The 26805-nt window shown below is 68.6% G+C and carries 27 protein-coding genes and 1 pseudogene; 11 read left to right on the top strand and 17 right to left on the bottom strand.

Annotation, left to right across the window (positions count from 1 at the left end):
* Positions 1-112: 112 nt before the first annotated feature.
* Positions 113-4018, top strand: a complete 3906-nt coding sequence (gene hrpA / locus JOF29_RS18625) for an ATP-dependent RNA helicase HrpA (protein ID WP_281067404.1) — start codon at positions 113-115, stop codon at positions 4016-4018.
* A gap of 232 nt (positions 4019-4250) precedes the next feature.
* Positions 4251-5111: a DinB family protein gene (locus JOF29_RS18620; RefSeq protein ID WP_209695441.1), complete on the top strand. Its 861-nt coding sequence runs from the start codon at positions 4251-4253 to the stop codon at positions 5109-5111.
* Here JOF29_RS18620 and JOF29_RS18615 read toward each other — a convergent pair.
* Positions 5077-5883: a helix-turn-helix transcriptional regulator gene (locus JOF29_RS18615; RefSeq protein WP_209695440.1), complete on the bottom strand. Its 807-nt coding sequence runs from the start codon at positions 5881-5883 to the stop codon at positions 5077-5079. The genes JOF29_RS18620 and JOF29_RS18615 overlap by 35 nt on opposite strands.
* 70 nt (positions 5884-5953) lie before the next feature.
* Between JOF29_RS18615 and JOF29_RS18610 the strand changes: the two genes are divergently transcribed.
* Positions 5954-6688: a phytanoyl-CoA dioxygenase family protein gene (locus tag JOF29_RS18610; protein WP_209695439.1), complete on the top strand. Its 735-nt coding sequence runs from the start codon at positions 5954-5956 to the stop codon at positions 6686-6688.
* A gap of 56 nt (positions 6689-6744) precedes the next feature.
* On the opposite strand, the gene JOF29_RS18605 is transcribed toward JOF29_RS18610, so the two are convergent.
* Both JOF29_RS18605 and JOF29_RS18600 read right to left on the bottom strand, forming a co-directional pair.
* Positions 6745-7161: a VOC family protein gene (locus tag JOF29_RS18605; RefSeq protein WP_209695438.1), complete on the bottom strand. Its 417-nt coding sequence runs from the start codon at positions 7159-7161 to the stop codon at positions 6745-6747.
* Positions 7162-7338: 177 nt separating this feature from the next.
* Complete coding sequence (locus JOF29_RS18600) at positions 7339-8016, bottom strand: CGNR zinc finger domain-containing protein (protein ID WP_209695437.1); 678 nt, start codon at positions 8014-8016, stop codon at positions 7339-7341.
* 48 nt (positions 8017-8064) lie between these two features.
* On the opposite strand from JOF29_RS18600, the gene JOF29_RS18595 reads away from it, so the two are divergent.
* Together JOF29_RS18595 and JOF29_RS18590 are read left to right on the top strand one after the other, a co-directional pair.
* Positions 8065-9279 carry an MFS transporter gene (locus JOF29_RS18595; protein WP_245357654.1) on the top strand — a complete coding sequence of 405 codons (1215 nt, stop codon included), beginning with the start codon at positions 8065-8067 and terminating at the stop codon, positions 9277-9279.
* Positions 9276-10721 (top strand): beta-N-acetylhexosaminidase, encoded by a 1446-nt coding sequence (locus JOF29_RS18590; protein ID WP_209695435.1) that lies wholly within the window; start codon positions 9276-9278, stop codon positions 10719-10721. The genes JOF29_RS18595 and JOF29_RS18590 overlap by 4 nt, the downstream gene beginning before the upstream one ends.
* Here the strand turns inward: JOF29_RS18590 and JOF29_RS18585 are convergent.
* On the bottom strand, positions 10718-10993 hold the full coding sequence (locus tag JOF29_RS18585) for a protealysin inhibitor emfourin (protein ID WP_209695434.1): 276 nt from the start codon (positions 10991-10993) through the stop codon (positions 10718-10720). The genes JOF29_RS18590 and JOF29_RS18585 overlap by 4 nt on opposite strands.
* A 423-nt stretch (positions 10994-11416) precedes the next feature.
* Between JOF29_RS18585 and JOF29_RS18580 the strand changes: the two genes are divergently transcribed.
* Positions 11417-11626, top strand: a complete 210-nt coding sequence (locus JOF29_RS18580) for a cold-shock protein (RefSeq protein ID WP_130385526.1) — start codon at positions 11417-11419, stop codon at positions 11624-11626.
* 80 nt (positions 11627-11706) lie between these two features.
* Here JOF29_RS18580 and JOF29_RS18575 read toward each other — a convergent pair whose 3' ends face one another.
* Positions 11707-12561 carry an LLM class flavin-dependent oxidoreductase gene (locus JOF29_RS18575; protein ID WP_209695433.1) on the bottom strand — a complete coding sequence of 285 codons (855 nt, stop codon included), beginning with the start codon at positions 12559-12561 and terminating at the stop codon, positions 11707-11709.
* Positions 12562-12626: 65 nt separating this feature from the next.
* Here JOF29_RS18575 and JOF29_RS18570 point away from each other — a divergent pair, with 65 nt between their 5' ends.
* On the top strand, positions 12627-13223 hold the full coding sequence (locus JOF29_RS18570) for a Uma2 family endonuclease (protein WP_209695432.1): 597 nt from the start codon (positions 12627-12629) through the stop codon (positions 13221-13223).
* A 1-nt stretch (position 13224) separates the two neighbouring features.
* On the opposite strand, the gene JOF29_RS18565 is transcribed toward JOF29_RS18570, so the two are convergent.
* The 8 genes from JOF29_RS18565 to whiA all read right to left on the bottom strand — a co-directional run bounded on the left by JOF29_RS18565 (position 13225) and on the right by whiA (position 19823).
* Positions 13225-14220 carry an SMP-30/gluconolactonase/LRE family protein gene (locus tag JOF29_RS18565; protein ID WP_209695431.1) on the bottom strand — a complete coding sequence of 332 codons (996 nt, stop codon included), beginning with the start codon at positions 14218-14220 and terminating at the stop codon, positions 13225-13227.
* 215 nt (positions 14221-14435) lie between these two features.
* Complete coding sequence (locus JOF29_RS18560) at positions 14436-14795, bottom strand: RNA polymerase-binding protein RbpA (protein ID WP_209695430.1); 360 nt, start codon at positions 14793-14795, stop codon at positions 14436-14438.
* A gap of 15 nt (positions 14796-14810) precedes the next feature.
* Positions 14811-15044 (bottom strand): preprotein translocase subunit SecG, encoded by a 234-nt coding sequence (secG, locus tag JOF29_RS18555; RefSeq protein ID WP_209695429.1) that lies wholly within the window; start codon positions 15042-15044, stop codon positions 14811-14813.
* On the bottom strand, positions 15041-15859 hold the full coding sequence (tpiA, locus tag JOF29_RS18550) for a triose-phosphate isomerase (RefSeq protein WP_245357653.1): 819 nt from the start codon (positions 15857-15859) through the stop codon (positions 15041-15043). The genes secG and tpiA overlap by 4 nt, the downstream gene beginning before the upstream one ends.
* A gap of 5 nt (positions 15860-15864) precedes the next feature.
* On the bottom strand, positions 15865-17058 hold the full coding sequence (locus JOF29_RS18545; protein WP_209695428.1) for a phosphoglycerate kinase: 1194 nt from the start codon (positions 17056-17058) through the stop codon (positions 15865-15867).
* A gap of 92 nt (positions 17059-17150) precedes the next feature.
* A complete protein-coding gene (gene gap, locus JOF29_RS18540; protein ID WP_209695427.1) occupies positions 17151-18155 on the bottom strand; it encodes a type I glyceraldehyde-3-phosphate dehydrogenase in 1005 nt (334 codons plus the stop codon).
* A gap of 211 nt (positions 18156-18366) precedes the next feature.
* Positions 18367-18744, bottom strand: a complete 378-nt coding sequence (locus JOF29_RS18535; protein ID WP_209695426.1) for a hypothetical protein — start codon at positions 18742-18744, stop codon at positions 18367-18369.
* 95 nt (positions 18745-18839) lie between these two features.
* Positions 18840-19823, bottom strand: coding sequence for a DNA-binding protein WhiA (gene whiA / locus JOF29_RS18530; RefSeq protein ID WP_167211148.1), 984 nt, complete (start codon positions 19821-19823; stop codon positions 18840-18842).
* Positions 19824-19949: 126 nt separating this feature from the next.
* Here whiA and JOF29_RS45395 point away from each other — a divergent pair.
* Both JOF29_RS45395 and JOF29_RS45390 read left to right on the top strand, forming a co-directional pair.
* Positions 19950-20093, top strand: a pseudogene (locus tag JOF29_RS45395) (sigma factor); the annotation flags it as partial.
* A 61-nt stretch (positions 20094-20154) separates the two neighbouring features.
* Positions 20155-20331, top strand: a complete 177-nt coding sequence (locus tag JOF29_RS45390) for a hypothetical protein (RefSeq protein ID WP_307863570.1) — start codon at positions 20155-20157, stop codon at positions 20329-20331.
* Here the strand turns inward: JOF29_RS45390 and JOF29_RS18520 are convergent.
* The 3 genes from JOF29_RS18520 to uvrC form a co-directional block, all read right to left on the bottom strand.
* Positions 20324-21259, bottom strand: coding sequence for a gluconeogenesis factor YvcK family protein (locus tag JOF29_RS18520; protein WP_209695424.1), 936 nt, complete (start codon positions 21257-21259; stop codon positions 20324-20326). The two genes, JOF29_RS45390 and JOF29_RS18520, sit on opposite strands and share 8 nt — an antisense overlap.
* An 89-nt stretch (positions 21260-21348) precedes the next feature.
* A complete protein-coding gene (rapZ, locus tag JOF29_RS18515) occupies positions 21349-22215 on the bottom strand; it encodes an RNase adapter RapZ (RefSeq protein WP_209695423.1) in 867 nt (288 codons plus the stop codon).
* Positions 22215-24245: an excinuclease ABC subunit UvrC gene (gene uvrC, locus JOF29_RS18510; RefSeq protein ID WP_209695422.1), complete on the bottom strand. Its 2031-nt coding sequence runs from the start codon at positions 24243-24245 to the stop codon at positions 22215-22217. Before uvrC ends, rapZ begins: the two co-directional genes overlap by 1 nt.
* Positions 24246-24327: 82 nt before the next feature.
* Between uvrC and JOF29_RS18505 the strand changes: the two genes are divergently transcribed.
* Both JOF29_RS18505 and JOF29_RS18500 read left to right on the top strand, forming a co-directional pair.
* Positions 24328-24783 (top strand): DUF6194 family protein, encoded by a 456-nt coding sequence (locus JOF29_RS18505; protein ID WP_245357652.1) that lies wholly within the window; start codon positions 24328-24330, stop codon positions 24781-24783.
* Between the two features lie 149 nt (positions 24784-24932).
* Positions 24933-26159 (top strand): S8 family peptidase, encoded by a 1227-nt coding sequence (locus JOF29_RS18500; protein WP_209695420.1) that lies wholly within the window; start codon positions 24933-24935, stop codon positions 26157-26159.
* Positions 26160-26220: 61 nt separating this feature from the next.
* Here the strand turns inward: JOF29_RS18500 and JOF29_RS18495 are convergent, their stop codons facing one another.
* Entirely contained in the window at positions 26221-26778 is a 558-nt protein-coding gene (locus tag JOF29_RS18495; RefSeq protein WP_209695419.1) for a Rieske (2Fe-2S) protein, read from the bottom strand.
* Positions 26779-26805 lie beyond the last annotated feature (27 nt).

The raw sequence follows: 26805 nt of genomic DNA, 5'->3' as shown, positions 1-26805 counted from the left end.
GAGCCGAGGATCCACCGAAACCCCATCCGGTACTCCCCGAGGCGTTGAAAGCGGCGCCGATGGAACCACCGAGGGTGGTCGCGGCGGTCCTGAGGTCGTCGACGGCTCCAGCCTGAATGAGATCGCCGGTCGGCTGGACGGGCTGATGGCGTACGACCGGGAGATGCTCGGGCGGAGGCTTGAGCGGGTTCGGCGTACCAAGGAAGAGCGGAAGCGGGCCAACGAGCTCAGCGCTGTGGTCGGGGCGGTCGAGCAGGCCGAGCGGCGGGTCGAGGTACGGCGGCAGGCCGTGCCGGAGATCTCGTATCCGGAAGAGCTGCCGGTCAGCCAGCTCAAGGACGAGATCGCGGCCGCGATCCGGGACCACCAGGTCGTCGTGGTCGCGGGTGAGACCGGGTCCGGCAAGACCACGCAGATCCCGAAGATCTGTCTCGAGCTCGGGCGCGGCATCCACGGCATGATCGGGCACACCCAGCCCCGGCGGATCGCGGCGCGGACGGTCGCGGAGCGGATCGCCGAGGAGCTCGGCACCGAGCTGGGCGAGACGATCGGGTTCGCGGTCCGGTTCACCGACAAGGTCAGCGAACGCTCGCTGGTCAAGCTGATGACCGACGGCATCCTGCTGAACGAGCTGCAGCGCGACCGCGACCTCACCCGCTACGACACGCTGATCATCGACGAGGCGCACGAGCGCAGCCTGAACATCGACTTCATCCTCGGGTACCTGAAACGCCTGCTCCCCCGGCGCCCGGACCTGAAGGTGATCATCACCTCCGCGACCATCGACCCGGAGCGGTTCGCCGCGCACTTCGCGGCCGCCGACGGTACGCCGGCGCCGATCGTCGAGGTCTCCGGCCGGACCTACCCGGTCGAGGTGCGGTACCGCCCGGTCAACGACCCGGACGACCCGGGCACGATCGACCGCGACCAGACCCAGGCGATCCTGGACGCCGTCGACGAGCTCGAGTACGAGGCGGACGGCGACGTCCTGGTGTTCCTGTCCGGCGAGCGCGAGATCCGCGACACCGCCGACGCGCTGACCGACAAGTACCGCGCCGAACGCCGTACCACCGAGATCCTCCCGCTGTACGCGCGGCTCTCGAACGCCGAGCAGCACCGCGTCTTCCAGCCGCATTCGAACCGCCGCATCGTCCTCGCCACGAACGTCGCCGAGACCTCGCTGACCGTCCCCGGCATCAAGTACGTCGTCGACCCCGGTACGGCGCGCATCTCGCGCTACAGCCACCGCACCAAGGTCCAGCACCTCCCGATCGAGCCCGTCTCGCAGGCGAGCGCGAACCAGCGCAAGGGCCGCAGCGGCCGGACCAGCGACGGCATCTGCATCCGGCTGTACTCCGAGGAGGATTTCAGCAGCCGGCCGGAGTTCACCGATCCCGAGATCCTGCGCACGAACCTCGCGTCGGTGATCCTGCAGATGACCGCGATCGGGCTCGGCGACATCGCCGCGTTCCCGTTCCTCGACGAGCCGGACAAGCGCAGCATCACCGACGGCCTGCAACTGCTCACCGAGCTCGGCGCGATCGACAACCCGAAGGGCGGCCGGCTGACCCCGATCGGCCGCCAGCTCGCGCAGATCCCGCTCGACCCGCGGCTGGCCCGGATGATCGTCGAGGCGGACAAGCACGCCTGCGTCCGCGAGGTGATGGTGATCGCGTCCGCGCTGTCGATCCAGGACCCGCGCGAACGACCCACGGACGCCGAGGCTCAAGCTCAGCAGGCACACGCACGGTTCCGCGACCCGAACAGCGACTTCCTCGGGTACCTGAACCTGTGGAGCTACCTCAAGAAGCAGCAGAAGGAGCTGTCCGGCAACCAGTTCCGCCGGATGTGCCGCAGCGAGTACCTGAACTATCTGCGCGTCCGCGAGTGGCAGGACATCTACGCGCAGCTCCGCCAGGTCGCGTCGCAGATCGGCGTCTCGCTGAACTCCGGTGCACCGGCGGATCCGCAGACCGTGCACATCTCGCTGATGTCCGGCCTGCTCAGCCATCTCGGCATGAAGGACCCGGCGAACCAGCATCAGTACCTCGGCGCCCGCGGAACGCGGTTCGCGATCTTCCCCGGCTCCGGGCTGTTCAAGAAGCCGCCGCAGTTCGTGATGGCCGCCGAACTGGTCGAGACCTCGAAGCTCTGGGCCCGGGTGAACGCGAAGATCGAGCCCGAATGGGCCGAGGAGCTCGCCCCGCACCTGATCAAGCGCTCGTACTCCGAGCCGCACTGGGAACGCAAGGCCGGCGCCGTGATGGCGTACGAGAAGGTCACGCTGTACGGCGTACCGATCGTTGCCCGCCGCAAGGTGAACTACGGCAAGGTCGACCCGGAGGTGTCCCGCGAGCTGTTCATCCGGCACGCGCTGGTCGAGGGCGACTGGGACACGCACCACAAATTCTTCCACGAGAACCGCAGGCTGGTCGAAGAGGTCGAGGAGCTCGAGGAACGGACCCGGCGGCGCGACCTGCTGGTCGACGACGAGACCTTGTTCGCGTTCTACGACGAGCGGATCGGCGCCGAGGTGGTCACCGGACGGCACTTCGACACCTGGTGGAAGACCGCCCGGCAGCGCGACCACGACCTGCTCGACTTCGAGCGGTCGCTGGTGGTCCGCGAGGGCGCCGAGGTGAAGGAGGACGAGTTCCCGCTGCGCTGGACGCAGAACGGGATGACGTTCGACCTCACGTACGCGTTCGAGCCGGGCACGGACGCCGACGGCGTGACGGTCCACATCCCGCTGCTGGTGCTGAACCAGGTAACGGCGGACGGCTTCGAGTGGACCGTGCCCGGCTTCCGCGAGGAACTCGTCACCACTCTCATCAAGTCGCTGCCGAAGTCCGTCAGGCGGAACATCGTGCCCGCCCCGGATCACGCCCGGCAGATCCTGCCCGAGCTGGATCCGGCGTCCGGGCCGCTCACGGATGCGATGGCCGAAGCGCTGCACGAACTCCGCGGCGTGGTCATCGAGCCGGCCGACTGGGACTGGAGCCGGGTGCCGGAGCACCTGCGGATGACGTTCCGGGTCGAGGACGACAAGCGCAAGACGGTGGCCGAGGGCAAGGATCTCGCCAGGCTCAAGGAGAAGCTGAAGCCGAAGACGACGGCCGCGATCTCGCAGGTCGCGTCGAAGGCGGTCAACGGGCTGGAGAAGTCCGGGCTCACCGACTGGACGTTCGGGGATCTCCCCCGCAGCTTCTCCGAGCACCGCAACGGTCTCACCGTGGCCGGCTACCCAGCGCTGTACGACGAGGGCAAGAGCGTCGCGATCCGCCTGCAGGAGACCGAGCGCGACCAGGCCGCCGCGATGTGGGCCGGTACGCGCCGCCTGCTGTTGCTGACGATGCCGTCGGTGATCGATGTCGTCCAGCGTCAGCTCAGCAGTGCGCAGAAGCTGACGTTACTGGCTGGGCCGCACCGCAACGTCGGCGAGTTGCTGGACGATGCGATCGCCGCCGCCGTCGATCAGTTGATGGCGGCCGCGGGTGGACCGGCGTGGAACCTGACCGCGTTCTCGATCCTGCGGGACGCCGTCCGGTCGGACCTCGCCGACACCGTGCTGACGATCCTGCAACAGGTGGAGCAGGTGTTGGCGCACGCGCGGACCGTCGACAAGCAGATCTCGCGCGCGTCGTCGCCGGCGCTGCTCGCCGCGCTGTCGGACGTCCGCGGGCAACTGGAAGGTCTCGTGCACCCAGGCTTCATCACGGAGGCCGGCGCCAAGCGGCTGCCCGACCTCGTTCGGTACCTGCGCGGGATGGAGCAGCGTCTCGACAAGCTCGGCGCGAACGCGGCCCGGGACCGTTCCGGGATGGCCGTCGTCGACATGCTCACCGACGAGTACCGCAAGAAGCTCCGCGCCGTCCCGACCGGCAAGTACCCGAGCCCCGGTCTCCTGGAGGTCCGCTGGATGCTGGAGGAACTCCGGATCAGCCTGTTCGCCCAAACGCTCGGTACGCCGTACCCCGTGTCCGAGAAGCGCGTCCGGAAGGCGCTGACCGAAAGCTAGGAGTCGAGCAGGCGGCGGGCGTGTCCGTGGACGGCGGTGCGTAGTTCGGGTGGGTCGAGGATCTCGAACGGCCAGTAGATCCGGGTGACCTGGACGACGAGAGGGCCGGCCCACTGCGGGCGCGAGTGCAGCGAGAACAGCGGCGCAGGAACCGGGTCTCGGTGTCCATCTCGAGAAGATTGTCTCCGACCTGCGGACCGATCCTGTCCGCAGGTCGCTCTACCGTGAAGACATGACGACGCTTTCGCAGAACCTCCTGGACCTGTCGGACTTCGCCGGGCAACGGCTGCGGCAGCGGCTCGACGGGCTGACCGACGACGAGTACTTCTGGGAACCGTTCGACGGCTGCTGGACGGTGCGCAGGATCGCCGAGGGGTACGTCGCCGACGGGTCGCGGCTCCCGCCCGCGCCGGCCCCGTTCACGACCCTCGCCTGGCGGATCACGCACATTGTCGACGTTCTACAATCAGAACGTACGGCGACCTGGTTCGGGCACCCGGCGACCGACGAGGCGCCACGCGTGCCCGGGTCCGCCGCGGACGCGCTGGCCGCCCTGGACCGGGCGTACGACATCTGGCGCGGGCGCCTCGCCTCGCTGAGCCAGGACGATCTGGACCGGGCGATGGGCCCGATCGCGGGTCCGTACGCCGAGGGCGACGGTACGTCGTTCGCGCTGCACATCATCGACGAACTCATCCACCACGGTGCCGAGGTCGGCACCGTCCGCGACCTGTACCGCGGGCTGCGCGCCGACGATCCGTTTCCGGCCGCGCTCGCCGGCGACCTGATCCCAGCCGACCGTCCCGCGCTGCTCGCCGAGGCCGCGGCAGCGCAGCAGTGGGACGTCGTCCGGCAGCTCGCCGACCGCGGCTTCGGTGTCAACGAACGGACAGCGGGCGGCATGACCGCGGCACATCTCGCCGCCGGTACGGGCGAGCTCGACACCCTGCGCTTCCTCATCGACCGCGGCGCGGACCTCTCGCTGAAGGACACGCAGTACGACGTCGACGTCCTCGGCTGGGCGGACTTCTTCCAGCAGCCGGAGGTCGCCGACTACCTCAGGGCACGAACGCGCGCTGGGAGCGGTGCCTGAACTCGCTCGGGGTCAGTGCGTGCGCGGTCGTGAAGCAGCGGGAGAAGTAGGACTGACTGCTGAAGCCGCAGCGGCCGGCGATACCGGAGATCGAGGTGTTGGTTGCCGCGAGCAAGGATGCGGCGTGCTCCAGCCGCAGGTCGGTGACGAAGGCGGTCGGCGTCACGCCGTACGCCGCTCGCATCGTGCGCGACAGGTGCGCGGCGCTGACACCCGCCAGTTGGAGCAGCCGCGGGACTCCACTGCGAAGGTTCTGCTCGGCGCGCATCGCAGTACACGCCTTGGCCAGCCAATCGGGTACGCCGGGGCCACCCGAATCGCGCGGGACGAGCAGGTCGAGCAGATCGATCCAGAAGCGCATCAGGTCGTACGTCGTCGGGTTGTCCTGGAAGCGGGCCAATGCGTGCTCGAAGACCGGGATCGCGGCCGGCTGGTGGACGCTGATCGGTCCGCGGGAGGTCCGGGTCAGATCGAGGAAGCCCTGCCAGAGCGAACTCGGGAACGCAACGTTGACGAACTCCAGACCGTCGGGCGCTGACCCACGTACTGCATGCCGGTCGCTCGGCCGGACCAGCACCACGTCGCCGGCCCGGAGCTCCGAGGCACCACTGGTCAGCAGGTGTTCGCCACCGCCGGAGACGACCCCCATGAACTCGTGGAAGTCCGCGTGCGTGTGCATCTCCGTGTCCCGGGCGCGGGCCGGGATCCGTACCCGGGCCGCGTGGTACGGCCGCCCGAACGCGTGCGCCTCGAACCGCAGTACCTGGTCCACCTCAACACAGTACAAATACTCGTCGTACCGCTGCTAGTCCCACACACCACCCGACCCGCACGCTTGATGCATGTTCGAAACAGACGGCTATGTCATCTTCCGTGACGTCATCGACCAGGACCTGATCAAGGAAGTGAACGATCATGTCGAGTGGCTGCAGGCGCGGCATCCCGACGTACGGCCCGAGCAGCTCGGGCACACCTATCTGCGCGACGACCCGTTCTGGGTCCGGCTGGTGAGTGACGACCGGCTGGTCGACATCGCCGAGAAGTTCGTCGGGCCGGACATCGCGCTGTTCGCGTCGCACTACATCTCCAAGCCGCCGTACTCCGGTCAGCCGGTGCTGTGGCACCAGGACGCCGCGTTCTGGCCGCTCGACCCGATGGAGGTGGTGACGCTCTGGCTGGCCGTCGACCACTCGACGCCGGAGAACGGCTGTGTCCGGGTGATCCCGGGCAGCCATCGCTCCGACGTACTGCGGATGCGCGACAACACCGACGTGGAGAGCGTGCTCGGCAAGGAGATCGCGGTCGAGGTCGACGAGGCGCAGGCCGTCGACATGGTGCTCGCGCCGGGCGACGTCGAGGTGCACCACCCGAACATCGTGCACGGCAGCAACGCCAACACCTCCCCGAAGCGGCGCTGCGGGCTGACCATCCGGTACATCCCGACGTCGACGCGGATCACCGACCCGGAGACGCCGTACGCGAGCGCCTTCCACCTGCGCGGCGAGCCGGGGGTGAACAGCTACCAGCCGCGGCCGCAGTACGTCGAAGGCAAGCACTTCCCGTTCCGGGGCGCGTGACATGCGAAGGGCCCGTCTGCTGCGACGGGCCCTTCGACTGGCTTGCCTGTTCGAGCCTATTCGAGGCAGATCCGGAACGGATGCCCGGCCGGGTCGGCGTAGATCCGCCAGCCGCGGGCGGTCTCGGCCGGTGGCGGGTCCAGCGGGTCGAGCGGCTCGGCGCCGAGGGCGACGACCGTCGCGTGACCGCTGGAGATGTCCTCGACGATCAGGTCGAGGTGAAGGTCCTGCGCTTCGGTGCCCGGCCAGGTGGCCGGCACGTACTCCTCCGAGCGCCGGAAGGCCAGCGACGAGTTGCCCAGCGAGGAACCCGGGCCGGTCAGGCTCCGCCAGTCCTTGTCACCGTTCTCGTCGATGTCCAGCCCCAGCAGCGCCGAGTAGAACTGGGCGAGCTCGAGTGGGTCCGGGCAGTCCAGCACCACCGAGCCGAGCCGCCCGGCGGTGCTGCCCGGCTGCTCTGCCACCTGCGTCATCTGTCCTCCACATCCTGTTCCGTGCTGTTTCGTGCGCCCTGCTCCGCGGGTGGGGCAGGGCATGCCAAGGCCCACTTGTCGGAAGGCCCGGCCGCCTACGATGACAGGTCGCGGGGACAAATCGCACCTTTCGACACGCGTTCTCGCGTAGTGAGCCGATTGCTGACCGTATTACTACTACTGAACGGTGGTTACACCGGTAGCACGCCGCCGCTCGCCCAGCTTGCGGATCTTCGCCCGCGTGCCGCAGTCCTCCATCGCGCACCAGCGCCGGGAACCGTTCCGGCTGCGGTCCAGGAACAGCCACCCGCAGCCGCCGTCGCCGACCGGGCACGCCTTCAGTTGCCGTACGTCGACCGTCCGCACCAGCTCGACCGCCGCCACCACCAGGCGGTCCGGGATCAGCTGGGCCGGCGAGGTACCGATGACCAGCTCGGCCACCCCGCGCTCGCGGGTCCGGTCCGGGATCAGCATCGACCGCGCGGCGGCCGCCGACCACCGCAACATCAAGCGCTCGAACGCGGAACCCGTGCTGCGCTTGACCCCGTCGCCCGCGATCACGGCGCCGTCGGCGCTCGGCGCGAGCACGTCGTACGTCGCCTCGCGAATCTCCAGCGTCGCGCGCAGCGCCTTCGCGGCCAGCTCCGGCGCCGTCCGCCAGGTGCCCTCGACGGAGCTGACATCGCGCGTGTCGATGAGCTCGATCCGCTGGCTCCAGGCGAGCAGCTCGGCCGCCGACGTCAGGTAGTCGCACTCCGGCTCGCCGCCGCGCAGCCGCGGGCTGACGGTGTTCACCAGGTCGAGCGCCGGGTGCCCGCCCACGATGCGGTATTCCCCGTGAAACCGGTCGGCCATAGGTGAGACGCTACCAGTAACACTACTCATGCCGGGATCAGGTGACCCATGCCCCTCTCGTCCCGTCGAGCCACCGCTGCCTTGGTGCTCCTCGGCGTTTCGACCTTCTCCTTCGTGACCATCGAGGTGCTCCCGATCGGCCTGCTGACCGTGATCGCGGACGATCTGCACCGGTCGCGCTCGCAGGTCGGTTTCCTCGTCACCGGGTACGCCGCAGTCGTCGTACTCGCGTCCATCCCGCTCGCCCGTCTCACCCACCATCTCCCCCGGCGGCTCGTGCTGTCCGGCACGCTCGGGGTCCTCACCGTCGCCACCGCGCTCTCCGCGGCGGCCCCGTCGTACGACCTGCTGTTCGCGGCGCGGCTCGTGATCGCACTCTCGCAGGCGCTGTTCTGGGCGATCGCACCACCGATCGCGACCAGCCTGTTCCCGCCCGAGTTCCGCGGCCGCGTGGTCGCACGGTTGGCAATCGGTACTGCGCTGGCGCCGATCCTCGGCATCCCGCTCGGCACCTGGCTCGGCGAGCAGGCGGGCTGGCGGGTGCCGTTCGTGGTGATGACCGTGCTCGGCGCCGCCGCCTGCGTGGGCGTCGTCGTACTGCTGCCGCGTACCGAGGTGGCGGACAACCCGTCGCGGCGGGGCATCACCCCCGACCGCAGGCGGTACGTCGTACTGCTGGTCACGTCGGCTGTCGGTGTGACCGGGTTCCTGACGTTCAACACGTACGTCACGCCGTTCCTGCTGGACATCACCGGGTTCTCGCGCGGCGCGCTCGGGCCGATGCTGCTGGCGAGCGGCGCGGGTGGGCTGGCCGGCACGTTGATCGTCGGGCGTGTGCTCGACCGGTACCCGTGGGGTGCTGTGGTGATCCCGTTGGGCCTGCTCACTGTCTGCTTGTTCCTGTTGTTCGCGCTGGGCCAGGTGCAGGTCGTCGCGGTCGCCCTGATCGCGGTGATCGGGCTGGCCTTCAGCGGCCTGGCCGTCGCCACTCAGAGCCGGACACTGCAGCTGGCTCCTGGCAGCACGGACATCGCGTCGGCCGGGACCAGCTCGGCATTCAACATCGGCATCGCGGCCGGAGCATTCGTAGGTGGCGCACTGATCGACCACACGTCCGTACGGGCTGTAGCGCTCGTCGGCGGGTTGCTGACCGGGGCTGCAGCGCTTGTGATGTTCAGCGAGCCTCTGCTGACTCGCCGTCGTACGGCGATATCGAAGCCTCTTGACGTAACCGACGCGGGCCGCGAACACTCTCGATCATGATTCCGCAGCCCACGGCGCAGCAGGCGCTTCCCGACCAGACCTTCACGCTGCCGCCCGACGCCACGATCGGCGCCGACGCGGCGGCCCGGCCGATCGCCGACCGGCTCGCCGTACAGCTCCGACGCTCGACCGGGTTCGCGCTGCCGGTGCAGGACGGTGCCGGCACGATCACGCTGTCCACGCAAGGCACCCACGAGGGCGAGGCGTACGAGCTCCGCGCGGACGCGTCCGGCGTGACGATCACGGCAGGCACCGCCGAGGGCGTGTTCCGCGGAGTAACCACACTCCGCCAGCTCCTGCCCGCGAAGGCCGAGGCCTCCACCCAGCAGGACGGGCCGTGGGAGATCACCGGTACGTCGATCTCGGACGCCCCGCGGTACGGGTACCGCGGCGTGATGCTCGACGTCACGCGGCACTTCTTCACCGTCGACCAGGTGAAGCACTTCATCGACCTGGTGTCGCTCTACAAGATCAACCGGCTCCACCTGCACCTGTCCGACGACCAGGGCTGGCGTATCCAGGTGGACTCCTGGCCACGTCTCACCGAGTACGGCGGAAGCCTGCAGGTGGGAGGCGGTACGGGCGGTTCGTACACGAAGGACGAGTACGCCGAGCTCGTCCGGTACGCCGGGGAGCACTACGTCACCGTCGTACCGGAGATCGACACGCCCGGGCACACCAACGCGGCGCTCGCGTCGTACCCGGAGCTGAACGCGGACGGGGTCGCTCCGAAGCTCTACACCGAGACCGAGGTCGGCTTCAGCACGCTGACGGTCGACCTGGACCGTACGTACGAGTTCCTGGACGACGTGTTCCGTGAGGTCGCGGAGCAGACGCCTGCTGAGGTCGTCCACCTGGGCGGGGACGAGGCGCACTCGACACCGCACTCGGACTACCTGACCTTCGTACCGAAGGCGGCCGAGCTGGTCGTGAAGCAGGGCAAGCGGGTGATGGGCTGGCACGAGATCGCGGACGCACCGCTGCCGGCCGGGACCGTGGTGCAGTACTGGGGCACCGAGGACGAGAAGGCGCAGGCGCTCGCGGTCAAGGCCGTCGAACAGGGCGCGACGCTGGTGCTCTCCCCCGCGAACCGGTCGTACCTCGACATGAAGTACCACGCCGAGACGCCGCTCGGCCTCGACTGGGCGGGGCTGGTCAGCGTCGAGCAGTCGTACAGCTGGAACCCCGCCACGCTGATCCCGAACGTGCCCGCGAGCGCGATCGACGGCGTCGAGGCGCCGCTGTGGACGGAGACCCTCGACGACCTGCCCAAGGTCGAGTTCATGGTGTTCCCGCGGCTGCCGGGGATCGCGGAGCTCGGGTGGTCCACGGAGGACGCGCTCGACTGGACGGCGTACAAGAGTCGGCTCGCCGAGCAGGGACCCCGCTGGGAGGTGCTCGGCGTCAACTTCTACCGGGCACCGGAGATCGACTGGGCCTAGCGGTCGAGGACCCGGTCGAGCAGCCAGGCGGTGGTCGGGTCCACGTCCTGCTCGGCGACGGTGTGCTGCGTGGCGTCCGCGCCCTGGGCGTCACGGACCTCCAGCCGGTACACGTACCGGTCCGGCTGCGGCCTGCCGGAGCCGAGGTCCTTGGCGGCCAGCGCGCGGGCCGCGGACTCGAGGCGGCCTGCGTCCGGCTGACCCGCGGTGTCGAGTTCGCCATGCTTGGTCAGCCCGGCGAAACCACCACTTCGCGTTACTGTCACTATCATTTCCGTCTCCTTGCTGTTGCGCTTCGTGCAACTGTCCGCAGGCGCGCGACACGCCGGGAAATTCGATCGGAATCCTGCGCTCATCACCCGGCGTGCCGGTCAATTGTCCTTCGTTGCCAACATCCCGCACCCACCGCCGTCCGCGAAACAGCAGGTCGGCGCCGGATTTCCGGTTCCGGAACGGTTCTCCGGCGGCCCGGAACCGGCGCGCACGGAGGGTAGCGATTCGCGACAATCAGCGACACGTGTTTGTGGTCACCCCTACCATCAGCCCGCAGAACGGCTACAGTTATGGCGTTGCAGTTTTGGACTCCCTGACTTTGCTGTGCTGCATGGCCGGTCTGTCGTCTGGGGCCTTTCGGCGACGCGTGGTCCATGAGGTGTGGGCCACGGATTGTTAATAGCCATCGAGGAGATAGACAAATGGCTGTCGGTACTGTCAAGTGGTTCAACGCTGACAAGGGCTTCGGCTTCATCACCCCGGATGACGGTGGCGCGGACGTGTTCGCGCACTACTCGGCCATCCAGATGTCGGGCTTCCGCTCGCTGGACGAGAACCAGCGGGTCGAGTTCGAGATCACGCAGGGCCAGAAGGGTCTGCAGGCGGAGAACATCCGCGCGATCGGTTCCTGATCGCCCTTTCCAGCACACAACGAAGGGGCCGCACACCGACCGGCGTGCGGCCCCTTCGTCATGTTCAGCGCAGCCTTTGTTCAGCGCAGCCTTGGGAGCACGTCCGTCGCGACCTGCTCCAGGACGTCCTCCGAGCCGGCGTACACACCTTCGGCGCGCGGCCAGTGGGTGATGACGTCGGTGAAGCCGAGGGCGGCTGCCCGGCCGACCGCGTCCTCGAAGGCGGCGGGGCTCGACAGGGCGTAGACCACGGAGTCGAGGGACAGGTAGCGGTCGAAGGGGCGGCCGGCTAAGAAGTCGTCGAGGCGGTGGCTGAGATCGGCGACCGACTGGAACCAGCTGTCCAGATCGTCACCCGCTCCCCCGGTCGTCATCCAGCCGTCGCCGTGCTCGGCGGCGAAGCGGAGTGAGCGCGGGCCGTTGCCGGCCAGGATGAACGGCACCCGGGGTTGCTGGATGCAGCCCGGTAACGTGCGGCCGTTGCGGGTCTCGTAGTACTCGCCCTTGAAGTCCACGCCGTCCGTCGTGAGCAGGATGTCCAGCAGCTCCACGAACTCCTGGTACCGGTCCTGCCGCTGCCGCGGGGTCAGGTCCAGGCCGCCCTGGATCGTCGCGTCCAGGCTGCCGCCGGCGCCGATCCCGCACAGGAACCGGCCGTCGGACACGTCGTCGATCGCGAGGATCTCCCGGGTCAGCGCCAGCGGATGCCGGAAGTTCGGCGACGTCACGAACGTGCCGAGCTTGATCGTCGAGGTCACCGTCGCGGCCGCCGTCAGCGTCGGCGTCGTCCCGTACCACGGCGAGTCCTGCAACCCCGCCCAGGTCAGATGGTCGTACGTCCAGGCATGGTCGAACCCGTACTCCTCCGCCCGCCGCCACCGCGACGCGGCATCCCGCCACCGGTACTCCGGAAGAATCGCAATCCCAAAACGCATGCTCGCACCTTACGTCCAAAGCTTGCGGAGGGTGACCTAAGATGACCGCGGACAAGGAGGTAGGCATGGCAGCCCCGGCACCCGAGTACTCGTTCGACCCGCTGATCGACCTCGACGGTCTGTGGACCGTTGAGCTGGCACAGCGCTACCTGCCCATCGAAGGTATGCCGCCGGCGCGGTACGAGGCCGTCGAGGGAAGACTCAGGACGAGCCCACGCGAGGGCAGCGCGAACAGTTGGGCAGCGGGCGAGCTCTACGCCTTGTTGCGGTCACCTGCGCGCGCAGCGGGACACGCGATGTACACCGCGTTGAACGTCCGCACCGGGCTCAGCGGGTGGATCGAGCCCGACCTTGTCCTGCTCCGTGAGCCGGTGCGGCAGCAGACCTGGATCGAGTCGGCTCAGGTGCTGTGCCCGATCGAGATCATCTCGCCGTCGTCGTTCCATCGGGATCGCATCGACAAGCCCGCCATCTGCGCCGCGATGGGAATTCCTTATTACATGCACGTCGAGATTCGACCCAACGACGTACTGATCGAGCTTCTTCGCCTGGACGGCGGTCATTGGACTCTGCAAGCCCAGGCGCGCTCCGGGCAGGTCTTCCAGTCTGAGGAGCCCTTCGCGTTCTCGTTCGATCCGGCGGAGCTTCTCGAACCTCGCTGAATCAGCTCCGGTCGGGTGTGGGGAACCAAGCCAGGGAACTGGTGCCGATGCTGCCCAGCCAGACTTTGCCGTCGCGTTCGCGGACGCCGGTGGGCATGTGGAAGGACGGGTGCTTCGCGCGCAGGTCGTGCACCAGCGCGCCGGTCTCGTCGTACGCCTGGATCTCGATGATGTCCGCGGCCTTCGGCTTCAGGGTGTCCGGCAACGACCACACCAGCTTGCGGAACGCCGGGTGCTTCGGCAGCAGCAGATCGAGTACGGCGTTCCGCGGCGAACCGACGGCGACCCAGATCAGGCCGTCGGAGCCGCGCGCGATGTTGTCCGGGAGGCCCGGGATGGTGGCGACCTGCACCGGCTCGGCGCCGTCCGTGGTGAGGTCGAGCTTGTAGAGGCCGTACATCGCGGTCTCGGCCCAGAACAACGCCCGGCGATCGGCGCTGAGCGCCACGCCGTTCGGGAAGCCGCGCCCGGTCACGAGCCGGGTCACCTCGCCGTCGGGCGTACGGCGGTACACGCTGCCGGTCGTCGAATGCTCCAGCAGGTCGGCCATCCACTCGTCGATGCCGAACCGGGTCGACGAGTCGGTGAAGTAGATCGTGCCGTCCTCGGTGACGTCGGCGTTGTTGCAGAACCGCATCGGGCGGCCGTCGATCTCGGACAGCAGGGTCGCGATCCGGTGGTCCGCGTCAAGGCTCGGGTCGAGCGTCAGCAACCCGCGGTTCGCGTCGCAGATCAGCACCTTGCCGTCCGGCAGCCACTCCAGCCCGAGCGGCCGGCCGCCGGTGTCGGCGAGCGTGCTGATCGTCCGGCCGTCCGCGGAGACGCGCAGGATGCGGCCGTCGTACAGGCCGGTGAGGACGCTGCCGTCGGCGTCGATCAACGTGTCCTCGGGGCCGGCGCCCGGCAGCGCGACGACCTCGACGTCGAGGTTCGTCGGGTGCCGCACCGGCGGCGCGGGCGGCGGTGTCCAGCGGACCGGCGAGATCGGCGACTTCATGCCGCCGACCTTAGCGCCCCGCAGCCGCCCGACCACAAACGGTACAACCCACCCCTGCCACGTTTGAGTGGTTAACCTCCGAAATGCACCCTTCACCTGCTGCATGCACCTGGCGAACGGGCGAACTCGATGGTTCACCACTCAAATGGCCGGTGGGCGGTCGGATATGCCGCAGCCCGGACCGAAGGGGCCAGGGCTGCGGATCGTGAGTGCTGCTAGTAGATGACCTCGCCGCGGGCGCGACGGGCGCGGAGTTTCTCGAGTGCTTCGCCGAGGATCTCCTGGGCCTCCTGCTCGGAGCGGCGCTCCTTCACATAGGCCAGGTGGGTCTTGTAGGGCTCGATCTTCGGCGGCGGAGGCGGGTTGTTCACATCGGTGCTGGTCGGCAGACCGCACCGTGGACAGTCCCACTCCTCCGGGATGGCCGCCTCGACCGCGAACCAGGTCGCGGTCTCGTGCCCGTTCGCACAGAAGAACACGATGCGCTGCCGGGGCGCGGTGTCGCCACGCTCCGCCTCGCCCATCGGCCCGGCACCGACCCGGCTGCCACGAATCGCACTGCCACCACCAGCCACGGGAACCTACTCCCCTCAGCCGAGCTTGTAGAGCAGGCCGAGCGCGACGATGGCGGCGAACCACACCAGACCGATACCGATGGTGATCCGGTCCAGGTTCCGCTCCGCGACCGAGGAGCCGCCCAGACTGGACGACACACCCCCACCGAAGAGGTCCGACAGACCGCCACCGCGGCCTTTGTGCAGCAGGACGAGCAACGTCAGCATGAGGCTGCAGACGATCACGACGATCGAGAAAGCGAGAATCACGAGGAGTAGCCTAACTGAAGGTCCAGGTAACGGCAGATGCCGGCGAACTCGTCGGCCTTCAGGCTCGCGCCTCCGACCAGGCAACCGTCGACATCCGGTTGGGCCATGATGCCACCTGCACTGGCCATCTTCACCGATCCGCCGTAAAGAATCCGTACCGAGTCGGCGACCGAGGGTGAAATCGTCTCCTCGATCCGGCCCCGGATCGCGGAGATCACCTCCTGCGCGTCCTCCGGTGTCGCGACCTCACCGGTACCGATCGCCCAGACCGGCTCGTACGCGATCACCAGCTTGCGTACGTCGTCCGGCTTCAGTCCGGCCAGCGCACCGTCGACCTGGGCCAGCGTGTACGGCACCTGGTCGCCGGCCTTGCGGATCTCCAGACCTTCGCCGACGCAGACGATCGGGATCAGCCCCGCCTCGAGCGCCTTCGCGGTCTTGGCGTTCACCGTCGCGTCGTCCTCGGCGTGGTACTGCCGGCGCTCCGAGTGCCCGGCCAGCACGTACGTGCAGCCGAGCTTGGAGAGCATCGACGCCGAGATCTCGCCGGTGTACGCCCCGGAGTCCTTGCTGGACACGTCCTGGGCGCCGTACTTGATCTTCATCCGGTCGCCGTCGACCAGCGTCTGCACGCTGCGGATGTCGGTGAACGGCGGCAGCACCGCCACCTCGACCCGGTCGAAGTCGTGCTTCTTGTCCTGCAGCGTCCAGCTCAGCTTCTGCAGCAGGTGCACGGCTTCGACGTGGTTGAGGTTCATCTTCCAGTTGCCCGCCATCAACGGCGTACGGGCAGTTGTGGAATCAGGCGCAGCCATCGCAGTCAGTCCTCTTCCAGTACGGCGAGACCCGGGAGCTCCTTGCCCTCCAGGTATTCGAGCGACGCCCCGCCACCGGTGGAGATGTGGCCGAACGCGTCGTCGGCGAAGCCTAGCTGCCGGACGGCGGCCGCGGAGTCACCGCCGCCGACGACACTCAGGCCGTCCACCTCGGTCAACGCCTGCGCGACCGCCTTGGTTCCGCCGGCGAACGGCGCCACCTCGAAGACGCCCATCGGGCCGTTCCAGAACACGGTCTTCGCGGTCGCGATCTCGGCCGCGAACGCCTTGCCGGACTCCGGGCCGATGTCCAGGCCGAGCTCGCCGGCCGGGATCGCGTCGGCGGCCACCACGGTCGCCGGGGAGTCGGCCTTGAACTCGGGCGCGACCACGATGTCGGTCGGCAGCACGATCTTGTCGCCGGCCTGCTTCAGGTAGCCGCGGACGACGTCCAGCTGGTCTTCCTCGAGCAGGCTCTTGCCGACCTCGTGGCCCTGGGCCTTGAGGAACGTGAAGACCATGCCGCCACCGATCAGCAGCTTGTCGGCCTTGGCGAGCAGGTTGTCGATCACCGCGAGCTTGTCCGACACCTTCGCGCCACCGAGCACCACGACGTACGGCCGGGCCGGGTTCTCGGTGAGCTTCTTCAGTACGCCGACCTCGGCGAGCACCAGGCCGCCGGCCGCGTGCGGGAGCTTGCGGGCCACGTCGTACACGCTGGCCTGCTTGCGGTGCACGACACCGAAGCCGTCGCTGACGAACACGTCCGCGAGCGCGGCGAGCTCCTCGGCCAGCGCGGCACGCTCGGTCTCGTCCTTGCTCTCCTCGCGCGGGTCGTAGCGCACGTTCTCCAGCAGCAGAACCTCGCCCTCGTCCAGGTCCTGGACGGCCGTCTGGGCGGCGTCACCGGTGACGTCGGTGGCGAAGTGCACGGTGATGCCCTCGGGCTGCAGCAGCTCGCCGAGCCGCTTGGCCACCGGGGCCAGGGTGAACTCCGGGTTCGGTGTGCCCTTCGGACGGCCGAGGTGGGCGGTGACGATCACCTTCGCACCGGCCTTGGCCAGCTTGACGAGGGTCGGCAGCGAGGCGCGGATCCGGCCGTCGTCGCCGATCACCTCGTTCTTGATCGGCACGTTCAGGTCGGACCGGACCAGTACCCGCTGGCCCGCCAGGTCGCCGAGATCTTCGATGGTCTTCACAGTTCAGCTTCCTTCAGCTCAAACCGCTAACGTCCGAAGAACCGCGCCGTGGAGGCCACAGTTCTTCGGACGCAACGTGATCGGGAACGGCGTCAGAGCGAGGCGCCGATGTAGTTGACCAGGTCGACGAGGCGGTTCGAGTAGCCCCACTCGTTGTCGTACCAGCCGTACACCTTGACCTGGTTGCCGATCACCTTGGTGATCGGCGCGTCGAAGATGCAGGACGCCGGGTCGGTGACGATGTCGGACGACACGATCGGGTCCTCGCTGTAGCGCAGGATGCCCTTGAACTGTCCCTCGGCCGCGGTCTTGAAGGCGGCGTTGACCTCGTCGACGGTCACCTCGCGGGAGACGTCGACGGTCAGGTCGGTGATCGAGCCGGTCGGCACCGGGACCCGCAGCGAGTAGCCGTCGAGCTTGCCCTGCAGCTCCGGCAGCACCAGGCCGATCGCCTTCGCGGCACCGGTCGAGGTCGGTACGACGTTCAGCGCGGCGGCCCGGGCCCGGCGCAGGTCCTTGTGCGGGCCGTCCTGCAGGTTCTGGTCCTGCGTGTACGCGTGGATCGTGGTCATCAGACCCTTCTCGATCGTGAACGCGTCGTGCAGGACCTTGGCCAGCGGGGCCAGGCAGTTCGTGGTGCAGGACGCGTTCGAGATCACGGTGTGCTTGTCCGCGTCGTACAGGTGGTGGTTCACACCCACCACCACGGTGAGGTCCTCGTTCTTCGCCGGGGCGGAGATGATGACCTTCTTGGCGCCGTTGTCGGCGTGCGTCTTGGCCTTGGTGGCGTCGGTGAAGAAGCCGGTGGACTCGATCACGACGTCGGCGCCGACGTCGGACCACTTCAGGTTGGCCGGGTCGCGCTCGGCGAACGCCTTGAAGCTGTGGCCGGCGACGGTGATCTCGTCGTCGGTGGCGGAGACCTCACCCGGGAAGCGGCCCAGGATCGAGTCGTACTTCAGCAGGTGAGCGAGGGTCTGGTTGTCGGTCAAGTCGTTGACGGCGACGACCTCGATGTCGGCACCGGACGCCTGCGCGGCGCGGAAGAAGTTACGGCCGATCCGGCCGAAGCCGTTGATACCTACGCGTACGGTCACGGGACTACGTCTCCTCTGAACTGGCTTTTCACTGCCGCTACATTCCGAACACTAGCCCAACAGCCCACCTGGCCAACTGGTAGCGTCCACATCAGACCACCACCACACGGCAGTAGCCCCGCAAGCAGACCACCCTGACGTGCCGAAGCCCCGGAAACTCTCCGGGGCTTCGTTGTGAATACCAGTTGAGCAGCTGGTGTCTGAACTGCCGTCAGCCGAGGCCCAGCGCTGGCTTCGCGGTCGGCGTACCGGCCGCACTCTCCTTGGCGCCGTCGGTGGCCTGGTCAGGCGTGTTGACACTACCGAGCGGCGGCTGCCCACTGTTCAGCAGATCGCGGGCGAAGGCCAGGTCACCGGCCTGCCCGACCCGCAGCGCACCGGCGACCTTGTCCATGCCGGTCTGCGGCCTGGCCTGCACCTCGTTGTCCGGCCAGGCCACACCACCGACGCCAGGATCCGCGACCATCTTGTTCTGCTGCTCCTGGAGCTTCTTGAGCTCTTCCTGCCGCTGCATGTCTCTGATCGCGTTCTCGGTCCGGACGCGCTCGAGGTCGGCCAGCGCCTTCGCTTCTTCTTCCTGGGTACCCATCGGTGTCCTCACTTGTTCATCGGATGGAAATCCCCGTCGGGAAGATCCAACCAACGACGCAAGGGTCCCACGGGCCGTGGGAGATAACGATCTGGTCAGGCAGGGTCGAGCATTTCCGGGGTCAGGTTGGCCTCGGTGTTCGGGATGCCGAGGTCGGCGGCGCGCTTGTCGGCCATCGCCAGCAGGCGACGGATCCGGCCGGCGACGGCGTCCTTCGTGAGGGCGGGCTCGTGCAGCTGACCGAGCTCCTCGAGGCTTGCCTGCTTGTGCTCCAGGCGGAGCTTGCCGGCCACCTGCAGATGATCGGGTACGTCGTCGCCGAGGATCTCCAGCGCCCGCTCCACCCGCGCACCGGCGGCCACCGCGGCCCGGGCCGAGCGGCGCAGGTTCGCGTCATCGAAGTTCGCCAGCCGGTTCGCCGTCGCGCGGACCTCGCGGCGCATCCGGCGCTCCTCCCACGCCAGCACGGACTCGTGGGCGCCGAGCCGGGTCAGCAGCGCGCCGATCGCGTCGCCGTCGCGGATCACCACGCGGTCGACGTTGCGGACCTCGCGCGCCTTCGAACCGATGCCGAGCCGCCGGGCCGCGCCGACCAGCGCGAGCGCCGCCTCCGGACCGGGGCAGGTCACCTCGAGCGAGGACGACCGGCCCGGCTCGGTCAGCGAACCGTGCGCCAGGAACGCGCCACGCCAAGCAGCGACCGCATCACACGACGCACCGGACACCACCGCCGGCGGCAGGCCCCGGACCGGCCGGCCGCGGTTGTCCACCAGGCCGGTCTGCCGCGCGAGCGCGTCACCGTCGCGGACCACGCGTACGACGTACTTCGTCTGCTTGCGGATGCCGGACGGGGAGATCACTACGACGTCCGACGGGTGCCCGAAGATCTCGGCGATGTCCTTGCGCAACCGCCGGGCCGCGGCGCCACTGTCCAGTTCTGCCTCCACGACGATCCGCCCGGACACCAGGTGCAGCCCGCCGGCGAACCGCAGGATCGACGAGACCTCTGCCTTGCGGCAACACGGTTTCGTGACCTGAATGCTGGTCAGCTCGGACTTCACCTGTGCTGTCATCGCCATAGAAAGCATCCTCCCACCCATGTCAAAGACCGTCGGAGGACCAACTCCCAGCACGTCGCCGCGGTTACGTTGCAACCTTCTTCGCTGCTGGTCCCGTTCCCTCGGCGACAACCTGACAGGAGGGGCATGAAGGCATCGGACGAAGCCGAGTTCACCGAGTTCGCCGCCTCGATGGTCCGCCGGTTGCGGAGTACGGCGTACCTGATGTGTGGCGACTGGCACCGCGCGGAGGACGCTGCCCAGGACGCACTCGTGAAGGTGTACCGGCGCTGGCACCGGATCGCTACCGCTCTGGACGAACCAGGGTCGCGGGCCGGGGAGCCTCGCTCGGGTGGTCGCGGATACAGCCGACGGCAAGTACCTGCGCCTCGGCCTGGTCGGCCGGGACGGGTTCTTCACCTTCGGTTCGGCGGGTATCGACCCGGCCGCGCCGGCAGCGGTGGTTCGCGGCTACGACGTCGAGGGCCGACTCGTGATGCAACGCCGGCTCGTCCTGCCGGCTAGCTGAAGATCTCGCGGTAGACCTTGGCCAGTTTGTCGGGGGCGTGGTGGAGATCGCGGTCGTCGTCGGCGATGTCGGCGATCACGAGCTCGGCTCCGAGGGACTCCGCGGTACGGCGGAGCGACTCGGGGTCGGGCACGTGACCGACGTCTGCGAGGACGACGTCGATGCGGAGGTCCGGCGCGTGGCCGGCCAGGACCTCCAGATGGGTTTCGGGTGAGAAGCCGTCGGTCTCGCCCTTCTGCTCGCCCAGGTTCAGCGTGAGCAGGCGGCGGGCGCTGGTCTGCTCGAGGCCGCGGCACAGCTCGGGGACCAGCAAGTTCGGGATGACGGAGGTGAACCACGATCCCGGACCGACCACGACCCAGTCGGCTTCCGCGACCGCGATCAGCGCCTCCGGGCAGGCCGGCGGGTCGGCCGGGTCGAGCGCGACATCGACCACGTGGCCGTCGGTGGAGGCCACCTCGGCCTGGCCGCGGATCTCGGCGATCGCCTCCGGGTGCTCCGGATCCAGGCCGAGCACCCGCGCGGTGATGTCCAGCGGTACGGCGGACATCGGCAGCACCCGGCCCTGTGCGCCGAGCAGCCGGCCCACCCAGTCGAGTCCGTCGACGGCCTCGCCGAGCAGCTCCCACAACGCCACGATCAGCAGGTTGCCGACCGCGTGGTCGTGCAGCTCACCGTTGCTGCGGAAGCGATGCTGCAGTACGTCGGCCCAGGTCCGGCCCCACTCGTCGTCCCGGCAGAGCGCGGCCAGCGCCATCCGCAGGTCGCCCGGCGGCAGTACGCCGAGCTCGCGCCGCAGCCGCCCGGAGGAACCGCCGTTGTCCGCGACCGTGACGACTGCGGTCAGCTGGTCGGTGACATGCCGAAGCGCGGACAGCGACGCGGCCAGGCCATGTCCCCCGCCTAATGCGACGACCCGTGGAGCCACTCGGGGGCCCGCGGGTCGCCCCCCAGACGGCACGCCAGGGAGCCCCTGCCCGCGCTGTCCGCGGGCAGGACTGACCCGGTCGCCCTGGCTCACTCCCGCCCCAGGTCTCGGTGCACTACCAACGTCGGTGAGCCCTTCTCGCGCAGCCTGCGGGCGATCTCCTCGGCCATCGCGACACTGCGGTGCTTACCCCCGGTGCAGCCGATCGCGATGGTGACGAAGCGCTTGCCCTCGTTCAGGTAGCCGGTCCGCAGGGTGTCCAGCACGTCCACGTAGTTCTGCAGGAACTGCTGGGCCAGCGGATGGCCGAGCACGAAGTCTGACACAGGCTTGTCCTGGCCCGTCATCGGGCGCAGGTCCGGCTGCCAGTACGGGTTCGGGATGAAGCGCATGTCGGCGACCACGTCCGCGTCCACGGGGATGCCGTACTTGAACCCGAACGACACCACGGTCGCCCGGAGCTCGGCGTTCTCCTCGTCGCCGAACGCGTTCACGATCTTCGCGGCCAGCTGGTGGATGTTCAGGCTGGAGGTGTCGATGACCAGGTCGGCGCCGGCCCGGATGTCGCCGAGCAGTTCGCGTTCGCGTTGGATGCCGTCCAGCAGCCGGCCCTCGCCCTGCAACGGGTGCGGCCGGCGGACGCTCTCCTGCCGGCGCACGATCACGTCGTCGGACGCCTCCAGGAACAGCGTCAGCGGCCGGTACCCCTTCAGCCGCAGGTCGTGGATGGCGGAGCTCAGCTCGTCGAAGAACAGGCCGGTCCGGACGTCCACGACAACCGCGAGCCGCGGCGCCGCGCCGGTCCCGACGACCTGTTCGACGAGGGTGGTCAGGAACATCGGCGGCAGGTTGTCCACCACGAACCAGCCGAGGTCCTCCAGTACGTCGGCGACCGAACTCCGGCCCGCGCCCGACATGCCGGACACGATGATCAGGTTGCCGCCCGTGTCGTCCATCAGTTCTCAGTTCTCCCTGGATCCCCGTCAGGCGTCCCGGCCGGCGCCGGGACGTCGTCGCCCAGTATCTCGCCTGTCGCGGTGTTGACCGCCGGAGCACGGCCGGTTTCCGCCTTCGTTGCAGCAGCGTTAACCGCCAGTACGACGGACTCCGCCAGCCGGGGCCCGAAACCGGGGAGGTCGGCCACCTCGCCGACCGTCGCGGCGCGCAACTTCTTCAGTGACCCGAAGTGCCGCAGCAGCGTCTTGCGCCGGACGTCTCCCAGCCCCGGGACTTCGTCAAGCGTGCTCTCGACCATCGACTTCGACCGGCGGCTGCGGTGGTGCGTGATCGCGAACCGGTGCGCCTCGTCGCGGAGGCGTTGCAGCAGGTAGAGGCCTTCCGACGTACGGGAGAAGATGACCGGGTCCTCCTCGTCCGGCACCCACACCTCTTCGAGGCGCTTCGCCAGGCCGACGACGGGGATGTCGCCGACGCCGAGCTCGTCCATCGCCTGGCGGGCCGCCGCGACCTGGGGCGGACCACCGTCGACGACGACGAGCCCTGGCGCATAGGCGAACTTCTTCGCTCGCCCGGTCTCGGGATCGATGAGGGTGCCGGACGGGTCGCCTTCCTCGGAGTGGGTCGCGCGTTCGTCGAGGAGGCGTTTGAACCGGCGGGTGAGGACCTCGGCGATCGAGGCGACGTCGTTCTGGCCGTCGACGCCCTTGATCACGAACCGGCGGTACTCGCTCTTGCGCGGCAGACCGTCCTCGAACACGACCATCGACGCGACCACCTCGGTGCCCTGCAGGTTCGAGATGTCGTAGCACTCCAGCCGCAGCGGCACCTCCGGCAGGTCGAGCGCCGCCTGGATCTCCTCGAGCGCCTGGTTGCGGGTCGTGAGGTCGCTGGCGCGCTTGGTCTTGTGCATGGTCAGCGTCTGCAGCGCGTTCCGCTCGACGGTCTCCATCAGCGCCTTCTTGTCGCCGCGCTGCGGGACCCGGATCGACACCCTGGCGCCACGGATCCCCTCGAGCCACTCGGTCAGTACGTCGGCGTCCTCCGGCATCGTCGGGACCAGGATCTCCCGCGGGATCGCCTCGACCGAGTCGTCGGCGTACATCTGCTGGATGAAGCGGGAGACCAGGTCGCCGGTGGTCGCCGTACCGTCGGCCTTGTCGGCGATCCAGCCGCGCTCACCGCGGATCCGGCCGCCGCGGACGTAGAAGATCTGCACCGCGACCTCGAGCGGGTCCTCGCTGAGCGCGATCACGTCGGTGTCGGTGCCGTCGCCGAGGACCACCGCGTTCTTGGCCAGCGCCTTGTCCAGGGCGGCCAGGTCGTCGCGGATCTTCGCGGCGCGCTCGTACTCCAGCTCGGCGGCCGCGGCCTGCATCTCCTTCTGCAGCCTGCGCACGTACGTCGCGGTCTGGCCGGAGAGGAACGCCGCGAAGTCGTCGACGATCTTCCGGTGCTCCTCCTGGCTGACCTGACCCGTGCAGGGCGCCGCGCACTTGCCGATGTACCCCAGCAGGCAGGGCCGGCCGATCTGGCGGTGCCGGTTGAAGACGCCCTTGCTGCACGAGCGCATCGGGAACACCCGGAGGAGCAGGTCCACGGTCTCGCGGATCGCCCAGGCGTGGCTGTAGGGACCGAAGTAGCGCACGCCCTTCTTCTTCTGACCGCGGCCGACCATGACCCGCGGGTAGTCCTCGTTGAGGGTGATGGCGAGCCACGGGTACGACTTGTCGTCGCGGTACTTCACGTTGAAGCGCGGGTCGTACTCCTTGATCCAGGAATACTCCAGCTGCAGCGACTCGACCTCGGTGGCGACCACGGTCCACTCGACCTTCGCGGCGGTCGTCACCATCGCCTGCGTCCGGGGATGCAGGTTCACCAGATCCTGGAAGTACGACGACAACCGGGCGCGCAGGTTCTTCGCCTTGCCGACGTAGATCACCCGTCCGGCGGCGTCGCTGAAGCGGTAGACGCCGGGCGAGTCGGGAATCGAACCCGGAGCGGGACGGTAGGAGGACGGATCAGCCACCCAACCACCCTAGTTCGGCCCGCCGACAAATCCGGAATCGGCGAAAAGCTTCAACTGCAACATGAATGACAGACTTGAAGGTATGACTGTCGAAGAGGTTGATCGGACGATTCGCGCGTACGACGGCGTCCGGGTACTCGAGGCCCAGGACGACCTGTTCTACCTGTACGACCCAGCCGGCGACCTGCCACCGGAAAGGCAGCAACCGTTCGCCACCATTGTCACCGGCGACCACTACGAGAAGGTGTCGAACCTCGACGAGCCCGGCGCCTGGCGGCTGAACCTCGGCCTGACCAAGGCGACGTACGGCGAACTGCTCGGGCCGGTGCCGACCGAACGCGACGCCGACTGGGTGCTCGACTCCGGCCACGACTACACCGCCCGGGACACGTTGATGCCGCATCCGTTCTACGGCTCGCAGTACTGGGTCGCGATCGTCAACCCGACCGGTCTGGACCAGCTGCTGCCGTTGATCGAGGAGGCGTACCGGTTCGCGGCCCGGAAGTACTCCAACCAGCAGACCCGCCACACCGGATGAAGATTGCGGTCCTGTTTCGGGTTGGCTCATAAGGCGAGATTTATCCCCGGCTGGGATGATCGAGCTGTCCTACTTGTGGACAAGGGTAGATGCGCAGGTCCTTTGCGTGAGGCAACAAGGCCTTGCGCTGACTCGAGGGAGATCCGCCCATGTTCCCCACAAATGGACACGGTCTGACCAGACCACGCGCACTGCTCGCCGCGATCGCGGCGTCCGCACTGGCCGTCACCGGACTCGTCGCCGGCGCCGCCGGCAGCAACGCCGCGCAGCCGGCCCCGGTGTCGATCCGTGGCGCCGGCAACCCGAACGCGATCCCCGGTAGCTACATCGTCGTCCTGTCCAGCCAGACCACGCGGGCTCAGACCCGGGTCGCCACCCAGAGCCTGGCGGCGAGCTACGACGTCAAGGTCAAGGACCAGTACGACTCGTCGATCAAGGGCTTCTCGGCGACCATGTCCGAGGACCAGGCGAAGAAGCTCGCCGGTGACTCCCGGGTCGCGTACGTCCAGCAGAACCAGAAGATCACCGTCGCCCAGGACGACCCGCCGTGGGGCCTGGACCGCGCGGACCAGCGGGACCTGCCGCTGGACAAGAAGTACGTGCCGTCGACGGACGCCAAGAACGTCAACGTCTACATCATCGACACCGGCATCTACGCCAAGCACAACGACTTCGGCGACCGCGCCTCGGTCGGCACCGACACGGTCGGCGACGGCCAGAACGGCGTCGACTGCATGGGCCACGGCAGCCACGTGGCCGGCACCATCGGCGGTACGACGTACGGGCTGGCCAAGGCCGCGAAGCTGATCGCGGTCCGGGTGCTCGACTGCAAGGGCTCCGGCTCGACCGAGTCCGTGGTGGCCGGGATCGACTGGGTGACCAAGAACGCGAAGAAGCCCGCGGTCGCGAACATGAGCCTCGGCGGCGGCGCGGACGACGCTTTGGACGCGGCGGTGAAGGCCTCGGTCGACGCCGGGGTCACCTATGCCGTTGCGGCCGGCAACGACAATGCGGACGCCTGCCAGAGCTCGCCGGCCAAGGAGCCGTCGGCGATCACGGTCGGCGCCACCGACGACCAGGACCAGCGCGCCGTGTTCTCGAACTTCGGCAAGTGCGTGGACCTGTTCGCGCCGGGCGTGGACATCACGTCGGTCGGCATCACCGGCCCGGACGCGACCGCGAAGATGAGCGGTACGTCGATGGCGACACCGCACGTCGCGGGCGGTATCGCGCTCTACCTGGCCGACCACCCTGACGCCACCCCGGCCGAGGTCGCGAAGGCACTGGTCGCCAACTCGACGGCCGACAAGGTGGGCGGCCCGGGCACCGGTTCGCCGAACAAGTTGCTGTACGTCGGGGCTGCCGACCAGTCCTGATCCTCGACCGAAGGCCCGGCCCCCCGGTGGCCGGGCCTTCGCCATGTCTACCGCCCGGGGATCACGCGGACGTGACGATGTTGCTGCCCTGGACCTTCACGTTCACGGCCGGCAGCGGGGACGGCGCCGGTCCGCTGACCACGCTTCCGTCTTTGATGCTGAAGTGGCTGTTGTGGAACGGGCAGACGATCTGGCCGCCCTGCACCGAACCGACCGGGTTTCCCTGGTGCGTGCAGACCGCGGAGAAACCCTTGTACGTGCCCGCGGTCGGCTGCGTCACCACGACCTTCGCGTCGGTGAACACCTTCCCGCCACCGACCGGTACGTCGGACACCGGGCCGAGGACCGTACCGCCACCGCCGCTCGACGACGCACTCGCACTGGGCGCGGAGCTCGAGCCGGTCGCGGACGGCGACGTACCGGTGCTGGTACCGCCGGTGCTGGTGCTGCCTCCGGTAGGCCCACTTCCGGAGGTGTCGCTGCCACCGCAGGCCGCGAGGAGCGGCGCGCCGGCACCCGCCAGGGCGACCATCGCCGCGCAGCGCAGCACCGTCCTGCGGTCCCGAAGACCGCCCTCCGCTGCGGATGGGGTGGCCGATGCCGTCGTGTCATCGCTCATGAATCCGGACCTCCAGGAGCCTGCTGA

This window comes from Kribbella aluminosa (genome assembly GCF_017876295.1).
GTDB classification, from domain to species: Bacteria; Actinomycetota; Actinomycetes; order Propionibacteriales; family Kribbellaceae; genus Kribbella; species Kribbella aluminosa.
This window is presented reverse-complemented; position numbering and strand designations above follow the sequence as displayed.